Annotated in this window: 22 protein-coding genes; 11 read left to right on the top strand and 11 right to left on the bottom strand. The window is 71.0% G+C overall.

Going from position 1 to position 20639, the window contains the following annotated elements; all coding sequences use genetic code 11:
* Positions 1-11: 11 nt before the first annotated feature.
* Together AB4Z14_RS15085 and nadA are read right to left on the bottom strand one after the other, a co-directional pair.
* Entirely contained in the window at positions 12-791 is a 780-nt protein-coding gene (locus tag AB4Z14_RS15085) for a metallophosphoesterase family protein (RefSeq protein WP_442275900.1), read from the bottom strand.
* Between the two features lie 6 nt (positions 792-797).
* On the bottom strand, positions 798-2018 hold the full coding sequence (gene nadA / locus AB4Z14_RS15090; RefSeq protein WP_442275901.1) for a quinolinate synthase NadA: 1221 nt from the start codon (positions 2016-2018) through the stop codon (positions 798-800).
* A gap of 107 nt (positions 2019-2125) precedes the next feature.
* Between nadA and AB4Z14_RS15095 the strand changes: the two genes are divergently transcribed.
* The 6 genes from AB4Z14_RS15095 (at position 2126) to aat (ending at position 7653) form a co-directional block, all read left to right on the top strand.
* Complete coding sequence (locus tag AB4Z14_RS15095) at positions 2126-2851, top strand: SDR family NAD(P)-dependent oxidoreductase (RefSeq protein ID WP_442275902.1); 726 nt, start codon at positions 2126-2128, stop codon at positions 2849-2851.
* Positions 2848-3942 (top strand): S-adenosylmethionine:tRNA ribosyltransferase-isomerase, encoded by a 1095-nt coding sequence (locus tag AB4Z14_RS15100; protein WP_442275903.1) that lies wholly within the window; start codon positions 2848-2850, stop codon positions 3940-3942. Before AB4Z14_RS15095 ends, AB4Z14_RS15100 begins: the two co-directional genes overlap by 4 nt.
* 124 nt (positions 3943-4066) lie before the next feature.
* Positions 4067-5233, top strand: a complete 1167-nt coding sequence (locus tag AB4Z14_RS15105) for a glycerate kinase family protein (RefSeq protein WP_442275998.1) — start codon at positions 4067-4069, stop codon at positions 5231-5233.
* Positions 5234-5362: 129 nt separating this feature from the next.
* Entirely contained in the window at positions 5363-5740 is a 378-nt protein-coding gene (gene erpA / locus AB4Z14_RS15110) for an iron-sulfur cluster insertion protein ErpA (RefSeq protein ID WP_020145450.1), read from the top strand.
* A gap of 175 nt (positions 5741-5915) precedes the next feature.
* A complete protein-coding gene (locus AB4Z14_RS15115) occupies positions 5916-6902 on the top strand; it encodes a carbohydrate kinase family protein (protein ID WP_442275904.1) in 987 nt (328 codons plus the stop codon).
* A gap of 76 nt (positions 6903-6978) precedes the next feature.
* Positions 6979-7653: a leucyl/phenylalanyl-tRNA--protein transferase gene (gene aat, locus AB4Z14_RS15120; protein WP_442275905.1), complete on the top strand. Its 675-nt coding sequence runs from the start codon at positions 6979-6981 to the stop codon at positions 7651-7653.
* On the opposite strand, the gene AB4Z14_RS15125 is transcribed toward aat, so the two are convergent.
* Together AB4Z14_RS15125 and AB4Z14_RS15130 are read right to left on the bottom strand one after the other, a co-directional pair.
* Positions 7622-7879, bottom strand: coding sequence for a sulfurtransferase TusA family protein (locus tag AB4Z14_RS15125; RefSeq protein ID WP_056781144.1), 258 nt, complete (start codon positions 7877-7879; stop codon positions 7622-7624). The genes aat and AB4Z14_RS15125 overlap by 32 nt on opposite strands.
* Complete coding sequence (locus AB4Z14_RS15130) at positions 7876-9114, bottom strand: cysteine desulfurase family protein (RefSeq protein WP_442275906.1); 1239 nt, start codon at positions 9112-9114, stop codon at positions 7876-7878. The genes AB4Z14_RS15125 and AB4Z14_RS15130 overlap by 4 nt, the downstream gene beginning before the upstream one ends.
* A 204-nt stretch (positions 9115-9318) precedes the next feature.
* Here AB4Z14_RS15130 and ctaC point away from each other — a divergent pair, with 204 nt between their 5' ends.
* The 3 genes from ctaC to AB4Z14_RS15145 are packed head-to-tail and all read left to right on the top strand — an operon-like array spanning position 9319 to position 12430.
* Positions 9319-10254, top strand: coding sequence for an aa3-type cytochrome oxidase subunit II (ctaC, locus tag AB4Z14_RS15135; RefSeq protein WP_442275907.1), 936 nt, complete (start codon positions 9319-9321; stop codon positions 10252-10254).
* 41 nt (positions 10255-10295) lie between these two features.
* On the top strand, positions 10296-12023 hold the full coding sequence (gene ctaD, locus AB4Z14_RS15140) for an aa3-type cytochrome oxidase subunit I (protein ID WP_442275999.1): 1728 nt from the start codon (positions 10296-10298) through the stop codon (positions 12021-12023).
* A 5-nt stretch (positions 12024-12028) separates the two neighbouring features.
* Complete coding sequence (locus AB4Z14_RS15145; RefSeq protein WP_056781137.1) at positions 12029-12430, top strand: cytochrome c oxidase subunit 4; 402 nt, start codon at positions 12029-12031, stop codon at positions 12428-12430.
* Between the two features lie 468 nt (positions 12431-12898).
* Here AB4Z14_RS15145 and AB4Z14_RS15150 read toward each other — a convergent pair whose 3' ends face one another.
* The 6 genes from AB4Z14_RS15150 to ctaE form a co-directional block, all read right to left on the bottom strand.
* Positions 12899-13249, bottom strand: a complete 351-nt coding sequence (locus AB4Z14_RS15150; RefSeq protein WP_442275908.1) for a metallopeptidase family protein — start codon at positions 13247-13249, stop codon at positions 12899-12901.
* Between the two features lie 79 nt (positions 13250-13328).
* Positions 13329-13892 carry a DUF2231 domain-containing protein gene (locus AB4Z14_RS15155; RefSeq protein WP_442275909.1) on the bottom strand — a complete coding sequence of 188 codons (564 nt, stop codon included), beginning with the start codon at positions 13890-13892 and terminating at the stop codon, positions 13329-13331.
* Positions 13893-14067: 175 nt separating this feature from the next.
* Positions 14068-15831 carry a cytochrome bc1 complex cytochrome b subunit gene (gene qcrB, locus AB4Z14_RS15160; protein WP_442275910.1) on the bottom strand — a complete coding sequence of 588 codons (1764 nt, stop codon included), beginning with the start codon at positions 15829-15831 and terminating at the stop codon, positions 14068-14070.
* Complete coding sequence (gene qcrA / locus AB4Z14_RS15165) at positions 15828-16937, bottom strand: cytochrome bc1 complex Rieske iron-sulfur subunit (RefSeq protein ID WP_056781123.1); 1110 nt, start codon at positions 16935-16937, stop codon at positions 15828-15830. Before qcrA ends, qcrB begins: the two co-directional genes overlap by 4 nt.
* Before the next feature lie 49 nt (positions 16938-16986).
* A complete protein-coding gene (gene qcrC / locus AB4Z14_RS15170) occupies positions 16987-17796 on the bottom strand; it encodes a cytochrome bc1 complex diheme cytochrome c subunit (protein ID WP_442275911.1) in 810 nt (269 codons plus the stop codon).
* Positions 17797-17856: 60 nt separating this feature from the next.
* Positions 17857-18519 (bottom strand): aa3-type cytochrome oxidase subunit III, encoded by a 663-nt coding sequence (ctaE, locus tag AB4Z14_RS15175; protein WP_081633962.1) that lies wholly within the window; start codon positions 18517-18519, stop codon positions 17857-17859.
* Between the two features lie 214 nt (positions 18520-18733).
* Between ctaE and AB4Z14_RS15180 the strand changes: the two genes are divergently transcribed.
* Both AB4Z14_RS15180 and trpD read left to right on the top strand, forming a co-directional pair.
* Positions 18734-19204: a response regulator transcription factor gene (locus AB4Z14_RS15180; protein WP_442275912.1), complete on the top strand. Its 471-nt coding sequence runs from the start codon at positions 18734-18736 to the stop codon at positions 19202-19204.
* A gap of 3 nt (positions 19205-19207) precedes the next feature.
* On the top strand, positions 19208-20257 hold the full coding sequence (gene trpD, locus AB4Z14_RS15185; protein WP_442275913.1) for an anthranilate phosphoribosyltransferase: 1050 nt from the start codon (positions 19208-19210) through the stop codon (positions 20255-20257).
* A gap of 93 nt (positions 20258-20350) precedes the next feature.
* Here the strand turns inward: trpD and AB4Z14_RS15190 are convergent, their stop codons facing one another.
* On the bottom strand, positions 20351-20635 hold the full coding sequence (locus tag AB4Z14_RS15190) for an Lrp/AsnC family transcriptional regulator (RefSeq protein WP_020145466.1): 285 nt from the start codon (positions 20633-20635) through the stop codon (positions 20351-20353).
* Between the last annotated feature and the right edge of the window lie 4 nt (positions 20636-20639).

Genomic DNA, 20639 nt, shown 5'->3' on the forward strand with positions numbered 1-20639 from the left:
CGGCCGGCGGCTCAGGTGGCAGAGACCGCCGAGCCGCGGTAGAGCTGCTCGCGCAGCTCGAGGGCGTACGCGTCCGCGCCGGGCATCCCGAGCTCCTCGGCCACCGCGACCTCGGCCTCGACGTCGTAGGGCACCCGGACGAAGGTGATGCCGACGTGGCCCGCGGGCTCGTCGAGGTCCCCGCGGGGCAGCGTGCCCTCGAGGACGACGTAGGGGGCGCCGGGACCGTCGAGGGCGTTGCCGACCGACCCGGCGTTGAAGACGGTGATGCCGTGGTCGACGGCGAGGTAGGCGCCGTGGATGTCGCCGTAGCCGACGATGGTCGGCACCGGCCCGTCGCCCGTGAACGCGGTCTGCGCGACGAAGGCCCGGTGCTCCTCCTCGGTCGTCGGGGCGAAGACGCGGTGGAACTCGCTCACCGGCGAGGCGTGGAAGAAGCGGATCGGCTGGCCGCTCAGCACGATCTCGTGGACGTTGGGCAGCGTTGCGAGCCAATGCCGCTCGTCCTCTGACAGCGTGTCGCGCACCCACTGGCCGTGCTCCCACGGCTGCACGGTGTCGCGCGCGATGAAGGTGTCCCAGTTGCCCCGGACAGTCGGGATGGCGCGCTCCCGCGTCATCCGGATGCACTCCGACCCCCGCGGTCCCTTGCCGATGAGGTCGCCGAGGTTGACGACGTGCTCGATACCGCGGTGCGCGATGTCTGCGAGCACGGCTTCGTACGCCGTGACGTTCCCGTGCACGTCGGACACGACGGCGACCCGGTGGAGGTCGCCTGCGGTGGCCGCCACCGGGCGTCAGTCCTTGTGGGTGGTGCCGGGCAGGGCGAGCATCCGGTCGAGCGCGGCTCGCGCCTCGGCGGCCACGGTCGGGTCGACGCGGATCGGGTTGACGACCCGGCCCTCGACGAGGGACTCGAGCGCCCACACGAGGTGCGGGAGGTCGATGCGGTTCATCGTCGAGCAGTAGCAGACGTTCTTCTCCAGGAAGGCGATCCGCTGTTCGGGGAACTGCTGGGCGAGGCGGCGCACGAGGTTGAGCTCGGTGCCGACGACCCACGACGTGCCGGCCGGGGCGGCGGCGATCGTCTGGATGATCTTCTCCGTCGAGCCGACCTCGTCGGCCCGCTCGACGACCTCGTACTGGCACTCGGGGTGGACGATGACCTTGACGCCGGGGATCTCGCGGCGGGCGGCCTCGACGGCGTCGACGGAGAAACGGCCGTGCACGGAGCAGTGCCCACGCCAGAGGATCATCCGGGCGTTCTCGAGCTGCTCCCGGGTCAGGCCGCCGTTCGGGCGGTGCGGGTCCCAGACGACGCAGTCGTCGAGCGACAGGCCGAGCTCGCGCACGGCCGTGTTGCGGCCGAGGTGCTGGTCGGGCAGGAAGAGCACCTTGCCGGTGCCGGTCCCGTCCAGCCCGACGCCACCGACCTGCTCGAAGGCCCAGTCGAGGGCGGTGCGGGCGTTGGAGCTCGTGCAGATCGTGCCGCCGTGGCGCCCGGTGAAGGCCTTGATCGCGGCGGCGGAGTTCATGTAGGTGACCGGGATCGTCTGCTCGGCGACGCCGGCCGCGGTCAGCTGCTCCCAGCAGTCCTCGACCTGGGCGATCGCGGCCATGTCGGCCATCGAGCAGCCGGCGGCGAGGTCGGGCAGGATCACGGTCTGCTCGTCGCTCGTGAGGATGTCGGCGGACTCGGCCATGAAGTGCACGCCGCAGAAGACGATGTAGGGCGCGTCGGGCCGGGCGGCGGCGTCGCGGGCGAGCTTGAACGAGTCACCGGTGACGTCGGCGAACTCGATGACCTCGTCGCGCTGGTAGTGGTGCCCGAGGACGAAGACGCGGTCCCCGAGAGCGGTCTTGGCCGCGCGCGCCCGCTCGACGAGGTCGGGGTCGGACGCCGTCGGAAGGTCGCCCGGGCACTCGACGCCGCGCTCGGTGTGCAGGTCGGTGCCCTGCCCGAGCACGAGGAGGGGGAGCGGAGCGGGAGCCGGGGCCGATGCCGTGTCGGTCGTCATGTGCAGATCGTATGCCGCCCCGAGCGCTCCCAGCGCCCGGGCACTTGACCTCAAGTGAACTTGATGTCTGAGGCTGTGGCCATCGACCCACGACCACCTTTGGAGTCATGATGCCCACCGCACTCGTCACCGGTGCCACCCAAGGCCTCGGCCGGGCCTTGGCCGAGGCCCTCGCCGTCCGGGGCTGGGACCTCGTCGTCACCGCCCGCGACGCCGACCGTCTCGCCGAGACCGTCTCCGCCCTGGGCGGCCACGGTCACGACGTCGTCGGCCTCGCCGGCGACGTCAGCGACGCCGTCCACCGCGACGACGTCGCCCACGTCGTCACCGGGCCGGCCGGTCCGGACGGCCTCGACCTGCTCGTCCACAACGCGAGCACCCTCGGTCCGCTCCCGCTGCGTCCGCTGCGCGACCTGACGACGGACGACCTCGCGGCCGTGCTCGCCGTCAACGTCGTCGCGGCGCACGCCCTGACCTGCTCGCTGCTGCCGTCGCTCGAGGCCACCGGAGGGACGGTCCTCGCGGTCTCGTCCGACGCCGGCGTCGAGCACTACGAGACGTGGGGCGCCTACGGCGCCAGCAAGGCCGCGCTCGACCACCTGACGCTGACCCTCGGGGCGGAGGTGCCCTCGATCCGCGCATACGCCCTCGACCCCGGCGACATGCGTACCGCGATGCACCAGGCGGCGTTCCCGGGGGAGGACATCGGCGACCGGCCGCTGCCGGAGGAGGTCGCCGTGCCCGGGATCATGGCGCTGCTCGCGTCGCGACCCGCCAGCGGTCGGTACCGGGCTGCCGAGCTGCTCGCGGCGACGTCGGGGGTGGCCTCGTGACCGCGGCCCTCGCGCACGTCCCGCACACCGTCTTCCGCGCCACCGACGACCTCACGGCCGACGCTCCGCCCGAGAGGAGAGGCCTCGACCGGGACGGCGTCCGCCTGCTCGTCGCCTCGGAGCCCTCCTCGGGAACCGTGCGCGTCGAGCACACGACGTTCGCCGCCATCGGCGACCACCTGTCGCCCGGCGACCTGCTCCTCGTCAACAACTCGGCGACCGTGGCGGGCGAGATCGACGGTCGGGTGGCCGGACGCGGCGCCGTCGTCGTCCACGTGGCCTCCGAGCTCGACGACTGCACCTGGGTCGTGGAGCTGCGCACCGCCCCCGACGCGCGGCGCCCGGTGCTCGACGCGCTCGAGGGCGACGTCGTCGACCTCGCGGCGGGCGGCCCCCGGCTGCGCCTCGAGGCGCCCTACCCGAGGCCCGACTCGTCCCCGACGGGACACGGCAACCGGCTGTGGCGGGCGACGCAGCTCGACGACTGCACCCTCGCGGAGCACCTCGCGACGCACGGCCGGCCCATCGCCTACGGCCATCTCCGTTCGAGGTTCCCGCTCGAGGACTACCAGACGGTCTTCGCCCGGCTGCCGGGCAGCGCCGAGATGGCGAGCGCCGCCAGACCGTTCACCGCCGACCTCGTGACCGGGCTCGTGTCGTCGGGCGTCGTCGTCGCTCCCGTGACGCTGCACACCGGCCTGTCGTCACAGGAGGCCGGTGAGGCGCCGCAGCCCGAACGGTTCGCCGTGTCGGGGGAGACGGCAGCCCTCGTCAACCTCGTGCGCGACCGCGGGCGCCGGGTCGTCGCCGTCGGCACGACGGCGACGCGGGCCATCGAGTCGGCGACCGGTCCGGACGGCCGGGTGCGCGCGGCGGCGGGCTGGACCGAGGTCGTCATCTCGCCGGACCGTCCGGCCCGCGTCGTCGACGGGCTCGTCACCGGCTGGCACAACCCGGACGCCTCGCACCTGCTCCTCGTCGAGTCGGTCGCGGGGGCCGACCTGGCCCAGCAGGCGTACGACGAGGCGGTGGCGCACCGCTATGCCTGGCACGAGTTCGGCGACGCCGGCCTCTTCCTGCCCCACCGCTGACTACCGCCCCTCGCGCCGACATCCACTGCTGCTCGAGGTGATCGCGCCGCCCACGGTCGTGCCGCGATCACCTCGAACGGCAGTGGGACGCGGCGCGAGGCAGCCGGATGGGAGGATGCCCGACGTGCACGTCATCTTCGCTCCCGACTGCTACACCGGCACGCTCACCGCGTCCCAGGCCGCGGCCGCGATGGCCGAGGGCTGGGGGCGGACGGCGCCGGGCGACCGTGTCACGCTCGTGCCGCTCTCCGACGGCGGACCCGGCTTCGTCGACGTCCTCGCCGAGACGCTCACGGGCGAGGTCCACGCCGTCGTGACCACCGACCCGCTCGGCCGTGAGGTGCCCGGCACCATCCTGCTGACGACGGGCGCGGGCGGCCGGACGGCATACGTGGAGTCGGCGCAGGCGGCCGGTCTGCACCTGCTCGCCCCGGACGAACGCGACCCCACGGTGACGTCGACCTCGGGGGTCGGCACGCTCGTGCTCGCAGCCCTCGACGCCGGCGCCCGGCGCATCGTCATCGGGCTCGGCGGGTCGGGCACCAACGACGCGGGGGCCGGCCTGCTCGGCGCCCTCGGGGTCGGGCCCGCCACCCGCCTCGGGCACGGCGGGCTGGCGCTCGCCGCCGCGACGCCCGACGACGTCGCCGGCCTGGACGCCGCGCGCGACCGGCTGCGGGGCGTCGACCTCGTCATCGCCAGCGACGTCGACTCGCCGCTGCTCGGCCTCAAGGGGGCGAGCGCGGTCTTCGGCCCCCAGAAGGGCGCGTCCGAGGAGGACGCCCAGCGGCTGGAGAACGCGCTGGGCCACTTCGCGAGTGTCGTGGCCCGGGTTCGGCCGCCGGCCAAGGACCTGCTGACCGGCACCCTCCTCAAGCCGGAGCGCGAACCCGGAGCCGGAGCAGCAGGTGGGCTCGGCTACGCCCTGCACCTGCTCGGTGCGCGCCGCGTGTCCGGGGTCGAGGCGGTGCTCGACGCCGTCGGGTTCCCCGACCTCGTGGCCTCCGCCGACCTCGTCGTCACGGGCGAGGGCAGCTTCGACTGGCAGTCGCTGCGCGGGAAGGTCGTCGTCGGCGTCGCCGAGGCGGCCGCGCGCGTCGGTGTGCCGGTCATCGCCGTCCCCGGTCAGTCGCTCGTCGGCCGGCGGGAGGCCATGACGGCCGGCCTCTCCGGGGTGTATGCCGTGGCGGAGCGTCCCGACCAGGTCGCCGCCGCCCTCGCCGAGCCCGCCGCGCGCCTGGCCGACCGCACGGCACGCGTCGCGCGCACCTGGTCGCCGTCCACATCCTGAGCCGCCGGACGGGGGGAGGATGCACGATTCGGGTGGGGGGCGACGTATCCTTGGAGACGTCGGGAACACATCCGGCGCGGCATGGGTTCTCTCTTCCGACCCATGCTCCACGACGTGAAGGACCAACACATGAGTGTCGAGACGAACGCATCTCCCGCCGAGGTTCAGACCGAGGCTCCCGCCCACGGTGTCGTCCTGACGGACGTCGCGGCCACGAAGGTCAAGAGCCTGCTCGAGCAGGAGGGTCGTGACGACCTCCGCCTGCGCGTCGGTGTCCAGCCCGGCGGATGCTCGGGCCTGATCTACCAGCTCTACTTCGACGAGCGCAGCCTCGACGGTGACCTCGTCCGCGACTTCGACGGTGTCGAGGTCGTCGTCGACCGCATGAGCTCCCCCTACCTCGAGGGCGCCACGATCGACTTCGCCGACACCATCGAGAAGCAGGGCTTCACCATCGACAACCCCAACGCGGGCAGCAGCTGCGCCTGCGGCGACTCCTTCAGCTGAGCCGCCCGCGCCACGGCGCACGCCGCACCGCACGTCCGAAGGGCCCGACCGTCACGGTCGGGCCCTTCGCCGTCATCGGGCCGTCATCGGGGCGGCGTCGGGCCGGCGTCGGGCCGGCGTCGGGCCGGCGTCGGGCCGGCGTCGGTGGGGCAGCGATCCCGGGTAGGTTCGTGCTGTGCAGATCGCCATCACCGGTTCCATCGCCACCGACCACCTCATGACCTTCGACGGACTCTTCGCCGACTCGCTCGTCGTCGAGCAGCTCGACAAGATCTCCCTGTCGTTCCTCACCTCGGACCTGCAGGTCCGCCGGGGCGGGGTCGCCGCGAACATCGCGTTCGGCATGGCCAACCTCGGTCAGCGTCCGCTGCTCGTCGGCGCGGTCGGCGAGGACTTCACCGACTACCGCAGCTGGCTCGAGCGCCACGGCGTCGACTGCGGCGCGGTGCACTACTCCGAGTCCCAGCACACGGCGCGCTTCATCTGCACGACCGACCGCGACATGGCCCAGATCGCGACGTTCTACGCGGGGGCCATGACCGAGGCGCGCGACATCGAGCTCGCGCCGGTCGCCCAGCGGGTCGGCGGCCTCGACCTCGTCGTCGTGGGCGCCAACGACCCGGAGGCGATGCTGCGCCATTCGGACGAGTGCCGCTCGCGCGGCATCCCGTTCGCGGCCGACCCCTCGCAGCAGCTCGCGTTCTGCGACGGGCCGACCATCGCACGCCTCATCGACGGGGCCGAGTACCTCTTCACCAACGAGTACGAGAGCCACCTCGCCTGCCAGAAGACCGGCTGGAGCGAGGACGAGCTCGCCGACCGCGTCCGGGTGCAGGTCAAGACCCGCGGCAAGGACGGCGTCACCGTCCGCGTGCGCGGCGAGGAGCCCGTCGAGGTGGGGATCGCCCGCGAGGTGCGCAAGGCCGACCCGACCGGCGTCGGCGACGCCTTCCGGGCCGGCTACCTCACCGGTCTCGCGGCCGGTCTGCCGGTCCGGCGCTGCGCCGAGCTCGGCTCGATGCTCGCCACCTACGTCATCGAGACGGTCGGCACCCAGGAGTACGCCCTGGGCAAGGAGCGCTTCCTCGAGCGGCTCGCCGAGGCCTACGGTGCCGAGTCCGCCGACGAGATCGGGCCCCACATCACCTGTCCACGGCCATGACGCCGCCGCCGGCCCGGCGCTGACGGTCATCGCGAGCCGCTGAGCAGCCCACCCCCACGAGAGCCGGAGCCCGTCAGTGCCCACGCCGCCGCCGTCCACCCCCTGGGACTTCGCGCTCGACCGCGTCCCCCCGGGCGAGGACCTCATCGGCATCGGCGCCGACCTCGACGTCGCGACCCTCTTCGAGGCCTACTCCGTCGGTGTGTTCCCCATGGGGATCGGCGACCACGGCGCCGAGCCGATCGGGTGGTGGTCACCGGACCCCCGCGGCATCCTGCGGCCGCGCGAGCTGCGCGTCAGCCGGTCGCTGCGCAAGGCCGTGGCCCGGTTCGAGGTGCGCGTCGACTCCGACTTCCGCGCGGTCGTCGAGGCCTGCGCGGCGCCGGACCGGGACGGTCGCTGGATCACCCCCGAGATCGTCGACGCCTACGTCGAGCTCCACGACGCCGGGTGGGCCCACTCGGTCGAGACGTGGCAGGACGGCGAGCTCGTCGGCGGCCTCTACGGCGTCGCCATCGGCGGCCTGTTCGCGGGCGAGTCGATGTTCCACCACGAGCGTGACGCCTCGAAGGTCGCCCTCGTCGGTCTGCGCGACCTGCTCATCGCCGACGGGGACCCCCGCCGCCTCGTCGACGTCCAGTGGCAGACGCCGCACCTGGCCACGCTCGGCGTGCGCGAGGTCCCGCGCGACGAGTACCTCGCGATCCTGCCGACCGTGCTCAACGCGCCGCTCCCGGCCCGCTGGGCCTGACCACCTCGACGAGGTATGCCGTGTGGTCGCCCTCCGCACGCGCCTCGACGAAGCGGTGGCCCCGCATCCGGCACCAGGCCGGGACGTCGTGGGCGGCGGCCGGGTCGGTCGCCAGGACCGTGACGGTCGCGAGGTCCGGCCGGTCGCGGACGAGGCGGGCGAGGCGGATGACGGGCAGGGGGCAGCGTTCGCCGCGCGCGTCGACGACGGACGGGTCGTCGGTCACAGGTCACCGACCCCGAGCTGGTCGCGCACGGCGCGGACGGTCGGGGCGAGGGCGGCCGTGAAGACGCTGACGTCGTCGGCGAGAGACGGGGAGACCGCGGGCAGGGGCAGGGTGACGCGCACGTTGCCGTGGGTCAGGACCCCCATCGCCGCGAGCACGTGGCTCGGCTCCAGCGTGCTCGACGTGCAGGCCGACCCGCTCGCCACCGCGAAGCCGGCAGCGTCGAAGGCGCCGACGACGGCCTCCCCGTCGACGTAGAGGCTGGAGAAGGTGACGACGTGGGGGAGCCGGTCTTCCGGATCGCCGACGACCTCGGTGTCGGGCACCACGGAGGCGGCGCGCCGGATGTCGTCGACGAGCGCGCGCGTCACCTGCGTGTCCGCGGCACGAGTGGCCGTCGTCTGCTGCCACGCCTCGGCCGCGGCGAGGGCCAGCGGCACCCACGGCGTGACGTCCGCACGGCTGTGCTCGACGTCGGCGCGGGCCTCGGACCAGTGCCAGCGCACGCCCTCGCGGACGACGAGCACACCGAGCGGTGGTCCGCCCCACGACCGTGCGTCACCGACGAGGACGTCCCAGTCCGCAGGCACGTCGTCGCGTCCGAGGGACGCCGTGGCGTCGACGACGAGGGGTGTGCGATGGGCCGCGGCGGCATCACGGGCCGCCCCGAGAGGCTGGCGTGTGCCCACCTCGCCGTTGGCGCTCTGCAACGCCGCCACGACGGTGCCGGGGACCGCGAGGGCGCTCCGCCACGCGTCGAGGTCGAGCCGCCCCAGGGGGTCGACGGCGACCTCCGCGAACAGGGACGCGTCGTCGGCCGCGGCCGCTCGGGCCCGTCCGGGGACGAGGACGGCGGAGTGCTCCACCGCGGAGGCCACGGTGCGCGCCCCACGCCGGCGGGCGGCATACGCCACCCCGTCGACGGCCCGGGCCAGCGCGGTCGGCCCGCTGGGCAGGAAGCTCACCTCGGTGGGTCGCACCCCCAGACCGGCGGCGACGATCTCGCGGGAGCGGTCGAGCAGGGCCCGGGCCCGGCGCCCCTCGGCGTGCAGCCGGGCCGGGTCGGCCCAGCCGACCTCGACCGCGGCCTGCAGGGTGTCGCGTGCGACGGGGTGGAGCGGGCCGGACGAGGCGTCGAGCAGCCGCCGCACGCCCGGTGACCGGGTCGGCCCGGGCGTCGGCACCGGTGCCGGCTCGCGGTCGTGCTGATGGTCGTCCGGGAGCCCGCCGGACACCCGCTGGGAGCCTCCGGAAGGGGCGGACGGACGAGGTCCAACGTTCGTGCCCGGATCGTGACTGACCACTCCGCAACGTTAGCCGCCCCCTGCGGACAGCGTGACAAGAGGGACGGTAGGGTTGCGCCGTGGGCCTTGGTGCCCAGACGGTTTGACGTGAACACGTTCGACGCGCGCCCTGCGCGCCCACGTACGGAACGAAAGGTGCACCTGGTGCCTGAGCACGAAGACACCCCAGCGGCAACGCCGGTGGTGACGAGGGTGGTGGGGGAGACCGGGCGGCGACGCACCGGGCTGCGCCTCGCCGGGATCGCCGGCCTCGCCGCACTGGCCCTCAGCGGTTGCCAGGGAAAGGTGTCCAACGGATACCTGCCCCCGGTGGTCTCCGACAGCGGTCAGCGGGTCACCGACCTGTGGATCGGCAGCTGGATCGCCGTCCTCCTGGTGGGGGCCCTCACGTGGGGCCTGATGCTCTACGCCGCCATCCGCTTCCGCAAGCGCAAGGGCGACGAGACGCTTCCCGTCCAGCTGCGCTACAACGTGCCGATGGAGATGCTCTACACGGTCATCCCCGTCTTCATGGTGGCCGTCTTCTTCTACTACACCGCGCGTGACGAGGCCAGGCTCGTCGACACGAGCACGAAGAAGGACCTGACGGTCAGCGTCGTTGCGAAGCAGTGGAGCTGGGACTTCAACTACGTCGACTCGAACGTCCACGAGACGGGAGTCCACACCGAGCTCGACGGCACCGAGGGCAAGCGCGCGCAGATGCCCGTGCTCTACCTGCCGGTCAACAAGCGCGTCGAGTTCGTCCTCAACGCCCGCGACGTCATCCACAGCTTCTGGGTGCCGGCGTTCATGATGAAGATGGACATGCTCCCGGGCAAGACGAACAAGTTCCAGCTGACACCCACGCAGGTCGGCACGTTCCAGGGCAAGTGCGCCGAGCTCTGCGGCGCCTACCACTCGCAGATGCTCTTCATGGTCAAGGTCGTCCCGCAGGCCGAGTACGACCAGGAGATGGCCCACCTCAAGGCCATCGGCCAGGAGGGCCTCATCCCCGTCGACGTGAGCCGCGAGAAGATGGTCCAGGCCGACATCGACAAGATCCCCGCACCGGCTCGCACTGGGAGCAACTGATGACCTCCGCAACGTACAACCGTGAGGCGCAGGCCCCGAGCATGACGACCGCGGCCCGCCCGCGCATGGCCAAGGGCCAGACCTTCGTCAAGTGGGTGACGACGACCGACCACAAGGTCATCGGCAACCTCTACTTCATCACGTCGTTCATCTTCTTCCTGCTCGGCGGCCTCATGGCGCTGCTCATCCGCGCCGAGCTCATGGCCCCCGGCCTCCAGATCGTGGACAACCCCGAGCAGTACAACCAGCTCTTCACGATGCACGGCACGATCATGCTGCTGCTCTTCGCCACGCCGCTCTTCGCCGGCTTCGCCAACGCCGTCATGCCGCTGCAGATCGGTGCGCCCGACGTCGCGTTCCCGCGCCTCAACATGTTCGCGTACTGGCTCTACCTCTTCGGTGGCCTCATCGCGTCCATCGGCTTCCTGACGCCCCAGGGTGCTGCCGCGTTCGGCTGGTTCGCCTACGCGCCGCTGTCCGACGTCAGCTACTCGCCCGGCGTCGGCGGTGACCTGTGGGTCTTCGGTCTCGCGCTCGCAGGTTTCGGCACGATCCTCGGTGCCGTCAACTTCATCACGACGATCATCTGTCTCCGCGCGCCCGGCATGACGATGTTCCGGATGCCGATCTTCACGTGGACCGTGCTCATCACCTCGCTGCTCGCGATCCTCGTGTTCCCGATTCTCGCGGCTGCCCTCTTCGCCCTCGGCGGTGACCGGCGCTTCGGGATGCACATCTTCGACGCCGAGAACGGTGGGGCCATGCTCTGGCAGCACCTGTTCTGGTTCTTCGGGCACCCAGAGGTCTACATCATCGCGCTGCCGTTCTTCGGCATCATCAGCGAGGTCCTGCCGGTCTTCTCGCGCAAGCCGATCTTCGGCTACAAGACCCTCGTCTTCGCCACGATCGCCATCGCGGCCCTGTCGGCGAGCGTCTGGGCGCACCACATGTACGTCACCGGACAGGTGCTCCTCCCGTTCTTCGCGGTCATGACGATGCTCATCGCCGTGCCGACCGGCGTGAAGTTCTTCAACTGGATCGGCACCATGTGGGGAGGCAAGGTCGTCATGGCCACGCCGATGCTGTGGGCGATGGGCTTCCTCGTCACGTTCCTCTTCGGCGGTCTGACCGGCATCATCCTGTCCAGCCCGGCGCTCGACTTCCACCTGTCCGACAGCTACTTCGTCGTCGCGCACTTCCACTACACCGTCTTCGGCACGGTGGTGTTCGCGATGTTCGCCGGCTACTACTTCTGGTGGCCCAAGCTCACCGGTCGGATGCTCGACGAGACGCTCGGCAAGATCCACTTCTGGATGCTCTTCATCGGCTTCCACATGACGTTCCTCATCCAGCACTGGCTCGGTGTCGAGGGCATGGCCCGTCGCTACGCCGACTACCTGCCGGAAGAGGGCTTCCAGCTCGCGAACATCGTCTCGAGCTTGGGCGCGTTCCTGCTCGGTGCCTCGATGATCCCGTTCGTCTACAACGTCTGGAAGACGTGGCGCACGGCGCCGCTCGTCGAGTCCGATGACCCGTGGGGCTACGGCGCGTCGCTCGAGTGGGCCACCTCGTGCCCGCCGCCCCGCCACAACTTCACGTCGCTGCCTCGCATCCGGTCCGAGCGACCGGCGTTCGACCTGCACCACCCCGAGTCCGCAACGGGTGTCGCGCCTGTCGCCGACCAGGGCACCCTCGTCCAGGTCATGGGCCCGGCCGACGTGGCCGGATCCGAGAAGGCCACCGCCAGCACCCAGAAGCGTGAGGACTGATCCCGATGCGCGTCGAGACCAAGCTCTTCCTCTACCTGTTCGTCTTCTTCGTCCCCGTCGTGCTCATGTACGGCTTCTGGTCCAAGTGGGAGGAGCCGATCGGCGTCACGGCGCTGATCCTCACCGCACTGCTGTTCGCGCTCACCGGCTTCTACCTCTGGATGACCGGCAAGAAGCTGCCGCTGCGCCCCGAGGACAATGCCGCCGGTGAGATCGAGGACGCCGAGGGCAACTACGGCTACTTCGTCGCGAGCTCCTGGACGCCGCTGTGGCTCGCCGGCTCCGGCGCCATCATGTTCGCCGGCCTCGCGATCGGCTGGTGGCTCTTCATCATCGGCGCCGTCTTCGCGGTCGTCGCCGTGTGCCTGTGGGTCTTCGAGTCCTTCTCGGGCGAGTACTCCATCTGATCTCGAGCCTGACGTCGCAGGGCCCCGGTCGTCGACCGGGGCCCTGCGACGTGGTCGGCCGGAGCTCGTCGGGCCCACGAGAGCCCCCACGCCGGCCGTACGACGTGCTGCGGTGAGGACGTCATCGCCCGACCCTGCCGACGGGGCCCCCGGGTCCGGACAGCGCGAAGGGGAAGGCCGTGGCCTTCCCCTTCGATCCGACCCTGACCTTCACGGTCCGAGCGGCTCGCAGTGCGATCGTGTGGGAGAGAACATCTGACGCACCTCCATCCGATCGGTTGAACGGTTCCTCGACGGTATCCCCGGCAGGCTGCGACGACAAGGGGCGCTCGGGGTGGACCGGACAAACTGTCCCGCGTGCGAGACGTCGCGCGCCCACGGCCACGCCGCAGGTGGCCGCGCCGTGGCCGCGCTATGGCCCGACGGGGGCCCGACGGTGGCCCCCGTCACGTGGCCCGGTGCGGGAGCTCAGCCCCAGCCCAGCTCGTGGAGATGGTCGTCGTCGATGCCGAAGTGGTGGGCCACCTCGTGCACGACGGTGATGGCGATCTCCTCGCGCAGCGTGGCCGCGGTGTCGCACATCCGCTCCAGGGGGCCCTGGAAGATCGTGATGCGGTCAGGGAGAGAGCCAGCGTCCCACCAGCCGTCCCGCTCGGTCAGCGGGGTCCCGTCGTAGACGCCGAGCAGGTCGGGATCATCGGGCGGGGGCTCCTGCTCGACGAGGACGACGACGTTGTCCATCGCGCGGGCGAGCTCCTCGGGGATCGAGTCGAGGGCGTCCCCGACCGCCTCCTCGAACTCGGCCTCGGACAGGTGCATGGGCCGAGTCTGTCACGCGGGGCCGAACGGCCCCGAGGGGTGGCCGTGGCCCGCTGCTGCGCGGACCACGGCCGCGTCCTCAGTTGCCGTCGTCGCCGCTGGCCGGCGGCGGGGTCTGGGACACGGAGTCGGACCAGGCGGCCTGCGCGCCGCTGTGGCCGATGCGCACGACCTGCACTGTCGTCCCGAGGGCCGCCACGAGGCCGACGACCGCGCCGGCGACGAGGAGCCAGCGCGGCACGAGCGAGGTGCGGGCGGGCGTCTCGTCGGTCGGGTCGGCGGCCGAGGCGCTCAGCGCGACGGTGGGCACGGCCCGACGCTCCCCGCGGGCCACGACGAAGAGCAGGACCGCCGCGGCGCCGAGTCCGATGACCCAGGGAAGCAAACCCTCGGCGAGCTGTGAGTGTGTCTCGATGAGGTCGCTGTGCTCCACGTGTCGTTCGAGGGACTCACCCGACTCGGTCGACAGGGGAGTGAGCACCACCGCGAGGACGGACAGCGCGAGCGGCATCCAGGCGGCCCACCGACGGAAGCGCGGCCACACGGCGGAGAGCAGCACCGTGACGGCGGCGGCCGGAACGACGACGGTCGTCGCGTGGACGATGAGGGGATGGACGGGGAGGCCGAAGATCGTGTCGAGCATGGAACCTGCCTGTCGTCGGGGGACGGGGGTACGGCCGTGCCCAGATGCTCTCGACGACATCTCAGAAAGTTCTCATAACCGACATCTCGGGTCACGGTGCGGCGCCGGACGCCGAGAGGGACCTCCCGCACCGGGAGGTCCCTCTCGTGTCGGTGACGCCGGAGGCGACCAGGCGTCAGCCGTGCTGCTTGTCGGCCTTGATCGTCTCGCGCTCCTGGCCGGCCCCTGCGGGCTCGATGGCCTCGTGCCCGCCCTCGGGCGCGGCCGCGTGGTCCTCGTGCTCGTGGTGGGCCGCCTCGAGCTCGGACGGGGTGGCCGGGGCGACCCGGTCGCGGAAGTAGAAGTTCGAGAACTTCGCCCGGAGGCGCTCCTTGCCGGCGATGGGGCTGTCGACTCCGTTGGCGTCCTTGCCCGCTGTGAGCTCGAGCGGCTCGTGGGACTCGTGCTGGACCAGGGCCCAGCGCTCGTCGGGGGTGAGCGGAGCGTGGATCTCCTCGAAGCGACCGTCGGCGTGCCGCCAGATGGTGCCCGTCTCACGACCGTGGAGGACCTTCTGGCGGTCGGCGCGCTGCAGGCTGAGGCAGATGCGCTTGGTGATCCAGAAGGCGACCGGCGGCGCGACGAAGAAGAGCACGCGCAGCGTCTGCGTGATGTCGTTGATCGACAGGTGCAGCTTGATCGCCATGAGGTCGTTGCCGGCAGCGAGGAAGAGCACGACGTACATCGAGATGCCGGCGATGCCGATGGCGGTGCGCGTCGGCGCGTTGCGCGGGCGGTCGAGCAGGTGGTGCTCGCGCTTGTCACCGGTCACCCACGACTCGACGAAGGGGTAGACGCCGATGATCGTCCACATGAGCGGCAGCAGGATGAGCGAGCCCGGGAAGATGTTCATGCTCCACGTGAAGCCGAACGTCTCGAACTCGAGGAAGCCGGGCAGCAGTCGCAGCGCACCGTCGGCGAAGCCCATGTACCAGTCGGGCTGGGAGCCCGCGGTGATGGGGGAGGGGTCGTACGGACCGTAGGCCCAGATCGGGTTGATCGTCACGACCGCCGAGATGAGGGCGATGACGCCGAAGACGATGAAGAAGAAGCCACCGGCCTTGGCGATGTACACCGGCAGGAGCGGGTAGCCGACGACGTTCTTGTTGGTGCGGCCCGGTCCGGGGAACTGCGTGTGCTTGTGCAGGAAGACGAGCAGGATGTGCGCCGTGAAGAGGCCCACGAGGATGGCCGGGATGAGCAGCACGTGCGCCGAGTAGAGGCGCGGGATGATCGCCTCTCCGGGGAACGCGCCGCCGAAGATGAAGTACGACAGGTAGGAGCCGATGACCGGCGCCGACTGGATGAAGCCGTTCATGGCGCGGATGCCGGTGCCCGAGAGCAGGTCGTCGGGGAGCGAGTAGCCCGCGAAGCCCTCGATGCACGCGAGCAGCGACAGGATGGTGCCGAAGACCCAGTTGATCTCACGCGGCTTGCGGAAGGCGCCGGTGAAGAAGACGCGCGCCATGTGGACGAAGACCGACACGACGAAGATCAGGGCGGCCCAGTGGTGGATCTGACGGATGAGCAGACCGCCGCGGATGTCGAAGGAGATCCCGAGCGTCGAACGGTAGGCGTCCGACATCGTCACGCCCTGCAGCGGGACGTAGGAGCCGTCGTAGACGACCTGGCTGGCGCTGGGCACGAACCAGAAGGTGAGGAACGCACCGGTCAGCAGGCAGACGATCATCGAGTACATCGCGATCTCGCCGAGCATGAACGACCAGTGGTCGGGGAAGACCTTCTTGGCGAGGAAGGAGACACCCTTCGCACCGCCGAGGCGGTCGTCCATCCAGCCGGCGATGCCGCCGAGCGGCTTGGTGGCGGACGCGCGCTCGTCGGCCTGGCGGTCGCCGGCGCGGAGTGCGTCCGCGGGACGAGTCTCGTTGATGGTGCTCATCGCGCACGCTCCCAGAAGCTCGGTCCCACGGGCTCTGCAAAGCCTGCGGGGGCGACGAGGTAGCCCGCGTCGTCGACGGTGATCTTGAGTTGCGGCAGAGGCCGCTTGGCCGGGCCGAAGATGACGGCGCAGTCCTCGGTGAGGTCGAAGGTCGACTGGTGGCACGGGCAGAGCAGGTGGTGCGTCTGCTGCTCGTACAGGCCGACCGCGCAGCCCACGTGGGTGCAGATCTTGGAGTAGGCGACGACGCCGTCGACGCCCCAGTCCTTGGCCTTCTGCACCTTGATCAGATCGGGGTCGAGGCGAATCAGGATGACCGCCGCCTTGGCCTTGGCCTCGAGGACGTGCTTGCCCTCGTCGATGTACTTCTGGAGCGTCTCGGGCATCACGTGGAAGACCGAGCCGGACGTGACCTCGTCGAAGCGGATCGGCGTCATCTCCGGGTCGCGCATGAGCCGGATCGGCTTGCCGCCGTTGTCCTTCGGGTCCCAGATGGTGTGCTTGAGCTCCTCGACGTTGGTCGGGCCGAGCGAGCCGGCGACCTGCAGGCCGAGGGGGAGGGCGAAGAGGCCGAGCGCCCCACCGAGGGAGTACTTCAGGAGCGGACGGCGGTTGAGCTGCGTCGACGCGACGCCCTCGTTGACGACGGCGACGGCCTTGGCGCGCTGCTCGGTCGTCGAGGCCTGCTCGTGGCGCTCCTCGACGATCTCCTCGTCGGACATCAGCGTCTTGGCCCAGTGCACCGCGCCGATGCCGATGAGGAAGATGGCGAAGCCGAGCGACAGGCCGAGCACGACGTTCTGGGTCTTGGCGATGCCGATACCGGGGAAGAAGAAGGTCGCCTCGTCGGGGATGGCGAAGTAGCTGACCAGGAAGACGAGCGTGGCGAGCATCGACAGACCGAACATCGTCGCGACCTGGCGCTCGGCGCGCTTGGCCGCCGCGGGGTCGTCGTCGGCGGCGCGGTGCACGTGTGCCGGCAGACCGGGGTTCTCGAACTGGTCCACCCCTCTGATCAGCGACGCCGGGAGTCGCTCGGTTCCGGCGTCGGACGCCGGGACGAGGGACGTGCTGGTCCCGTGGTCCGTGGTGTCGTTCTCGTTCATCGGGTCGTGGTCCTGTCGTCGTTCGTGATCGAGGCGATGCAGCGCGGGCTCATGCTGCCTTCTTGCCGAGCCAGACGGCGCAGCCGATGAGGATGCCGAGCGCGAACACCCACGCGAAGAGCCCCTCGGACACCGGGCCGAGGTTGCCCAGCGTGAGGCCGCCGACGTTCGTCTCGTTCTCCTGCGCCTTGAGGTAGGAGATGACCTTCTGCTTCGCCTCGGGCGTGAGGTTCATGTCGTTGAAGACCGGCATCGACTGCGGCCCGGTCACCATTGCCTCGTAGATGTGCTTCGGTGTGGTGCCCTCGAGCGCCGGGGCGTACTTGCCGCGGGTCAGGGCGCCGCCCGCACCGGCGAAGTTGTGGCACATCGCGCAGTTGACGCGGAAGATCTGGCCACCTTCGGCGATGGCCTTGTTGTTCTCCGGCGTGCCGGGCTCGATGACCGTCGTGTACTTCTCCTCCGGGATCGCCGGGCCGGGGCCGAGCGAGGCGACGTAGGCCGCGAGGGCGGAGATCTGGGCGTCGTCGAACTTCACCTTGTTCTGGGGCGCCTGGACGTTCGGGCCGGCGAGCGGCATACGTCCGGTGCCGACCTGGAAGTCGACCGAGGCGGCGCCCACGCCGACGAGCGACGGGCCGGACTTCGTGCCCTGGGCACCGACGCCGTGGCAGGTGGCGCAGTTGGCGATGAAGAGGTCCTTGCCGTGGGCGACGTCGTCGGCGGCCGCCGTGGGAGCCGACGCGTTGGCGTCCTTGGGGGCCAGGAAGGAGTAGGCGCCGCCGGTCACGAGGAGGCCGAGCAGCAGCAGCACCGCGATCGCGGCGGGGTGTCGGCGTCGGGCGGCCAAGGCGTTCACTGTGGGTTCCTGTCGTCCATGGAGGTGGGGGTCGGGTGCAGCTGCGCGATCATGCCGGGGTCAGCGCAGGATGTAGATGGTCGCGAAGAGCGCGATCCACACGACGTCGACGAAGTGCCAGTAGTACGAGGTCACGACGGCGCCCGTGGCATTGGCGTGCGTGTAGCGCCGCGTCGTGAAGGTGCGGGCGATGATGAGCAGGAAGGCGATGAGTCCGCCGGTCACGTGCAGACCGTGGAAGCCGGTCGCCATGTAGAAGACCGAGCCGTAGGCGTCGGAGCTCAGCGTGACGTTCTCGTGGACGAGCTCGGAGTACTCCATGACCTGGCCGGCGATGAAGAAAGCGCCGAAGAGGTACGTCAGGACGTACCACTCGCGCATGCCCCAGCCCTTGATGTCGAGGAGCTTGCCGGTGCGGGCCTTCTGGCCGCGCTCGGCCTTCCAGACGCCGAGCTGGCACCACACGGACGAGATGACGAGCACGAGGCAGTTGACGCTCGCGAAGGGCAGGTTGAGCTTCTCGGTCTGCACCGCCCAGAGGTCACCGCGGACCGACCTGAGCTGGAAGTAGACCGCGAAGAGACCCGCGAAGAACATGAGTTCGCTGGAGAGCCACACGATGGTGCCGACGGCAACCATGTTGGGGCGGGTCGCCGGCCCGTGATGGGCCGGATTCGCTACTGCGCTTGAAGGAACTGCCGATGCTGTCGCCACGTTGGACATTATTCCCACATTCCTGTCCGGCTGTGCGAGGGACCCCCCGCTTCGGGGCCCTTTCTCGCGCGGGTGTAGAGGATTCGTGACCATTCCGACATGAACCCTGAACAGCCGGGTCGTGGGCCGTCCGGGACCACCCTCCCACGTCGGTCTGAGGCGTCGTCTTGCGGGTGGGGAGGTCGGTGCGGTCGGTCGCGACCCGCCCGGTAGCATCGGTCGCATGACCGCCTCGAACGACAGCGCAGCGCAGGGCACGTCCACCGACATCGCGCCGACGACCGGCGCGCAGCGGCCGGTGGCGCGGGTCAGCGTCCTGCTCTACAGCGACGACATCACGACCCGTGACGCGGTGCGCGCGGCGGTCGGCCGTCGCCCCGCCAGGGACGTCGAGGTGGTCCGCTGGCACGAGTGCGCGACGGCCGACGCCGTGATCAGCTCGGTCGAGTCCGAGCGCTTCGACATCCTCGTCCTCGACGGCGAGGCCGCCAAGGTCGGCGGCCTGGGCCTGGCCAAGCAGCTCAAGAACGAGATCTTCGACTGCCCCCCGATCGTCGTGCTCACGGGCCGTCCGCAGGACAGCTGGCTCGCCGCCTGGTCCCAGGCCGACCTTGCCGTCCCGCACCCGCTCGACCCGATCGCGCTGACGTCGGCCATCGCCACGCTCGCGCGTTCGGGCGTGCCCACGGCCTGACGCATGGCGCCCGACGCGACGACCTGGCCTGCACTGCTGACCGACCTCATCGCCGGTCGTGACCTCGACCGGCCGACGGCCGAGTGGGCCATGGGGCAGATCATGAGCGGGGAGGCCACGCCCTCTCAGGTCGCGGGCTTCCTCATCGGCCTGCGCGCCAAGGGCGAGAGCATCGAGGAGATGCGGGGCCTGGCCGAGCAGATGCTCGCCCACGCGCGGCGGATCAAGGTGCCGGGGCCGAGCCTCGACATCGTCGGCACCGGTGGCGACCGGGCCCACACGGTCAACATCTCGACGATGTCCGCGATGGTGGCCGCGGCTGCCGGCGTGCGTCTCGTCAAGCACGGCAACCGGGCCGCCTCGTCGTCGTCCGGCTCGGCGGACGTGCTCGAGGCCCTCGGTGTCGACCTGTCCCTGCCTCCCGAGCGTGTCGTCGAGGTGGCGTCGGAGGCCGGCATCACCTTCTGCTTCGCACAGACCTTCCACCCCTCGTTCCGTCACACGGCGGTGCCGCGCCGCGACCTCGGCATCGGGACGGCGTTCAACTTCCTCGGTCCACTGACCAACCCGGCACAGCCGACGTATGCCGCCGTGGGCTGCGCGGACGCCCGCATGGCCCCGTTGCTGGCCGGCGTCTTCGCGCACCGTGGCAAGGACGCCGCGGTGTTCCGCGGCGACGACGGTCTCGACGAGGTCACGGTCTCGACGACGACGCACGTGTGGTGGGTCCGCGAGGGGTCCGTCACCGAACGCTCGCTCGACCCCACCCGCCTCGGCGTCGAGCTGCACCCGATCGAGGAGCTGCGCGGCGGCGACGCGGCGCACAACGCCGGCGTGGTCCATGACGTGTTCGCCGGCGCGACGGGAGCCGTCCGGGACGCCGTGCTCCTCAACGCCGGGATCGCGCTCGCGCTGACGCGTCCGGACACGGGGGCGTCGGAGGGCGACTTCGACCGTGACGTGCGTGCCGGGATGGACCTCGCGGCGCAGGCCATCGACAGCGGAGCCGCGACCGGCCTCGTCGAACGCTGGGTGGCCGCGACCCGACGCTGAGCCGGTCGGACGGTCAGGCGGGCGGCTCGCTCAGGCGTCCACTCGGTCGGCTCGGCCGGGATCTGCGACGAGCCGAGGGTCTGTGTCGACCTGCTACTCGCCCTCGAGCCCGAGGCTGAAGGCGGCCTCGAGGTCGTGCGACGAGTAGGTGCGGAAGGCGATGTGCGTCGACGTTCCGACGATGCCCTGCACCTTGTTGAGCCGGTCGGCGATGACGTCCGCGAACTCCTCGTGCGCCTTGACCCGCACCATGGCGATGAGGTCGGCGTCGCCCGTCACCGAGTAGACCTCGGACACGGCCGGGATGTCGGCGATGGCCTCGGCCACCTCCGGGATGCGGTCGACCTCGCAGCTGATCATGACGATGGCGGTGATCACGGGA

This window comes from Terrabacter sp. 2TAF16 (assembly GCF_052115065.1).
Classification (GTDB): domain Bacteria; phylum Actinomycetota; class Actinomycetes; order Actinomycetales; family Dermatophilaceae; genus Terrabacter.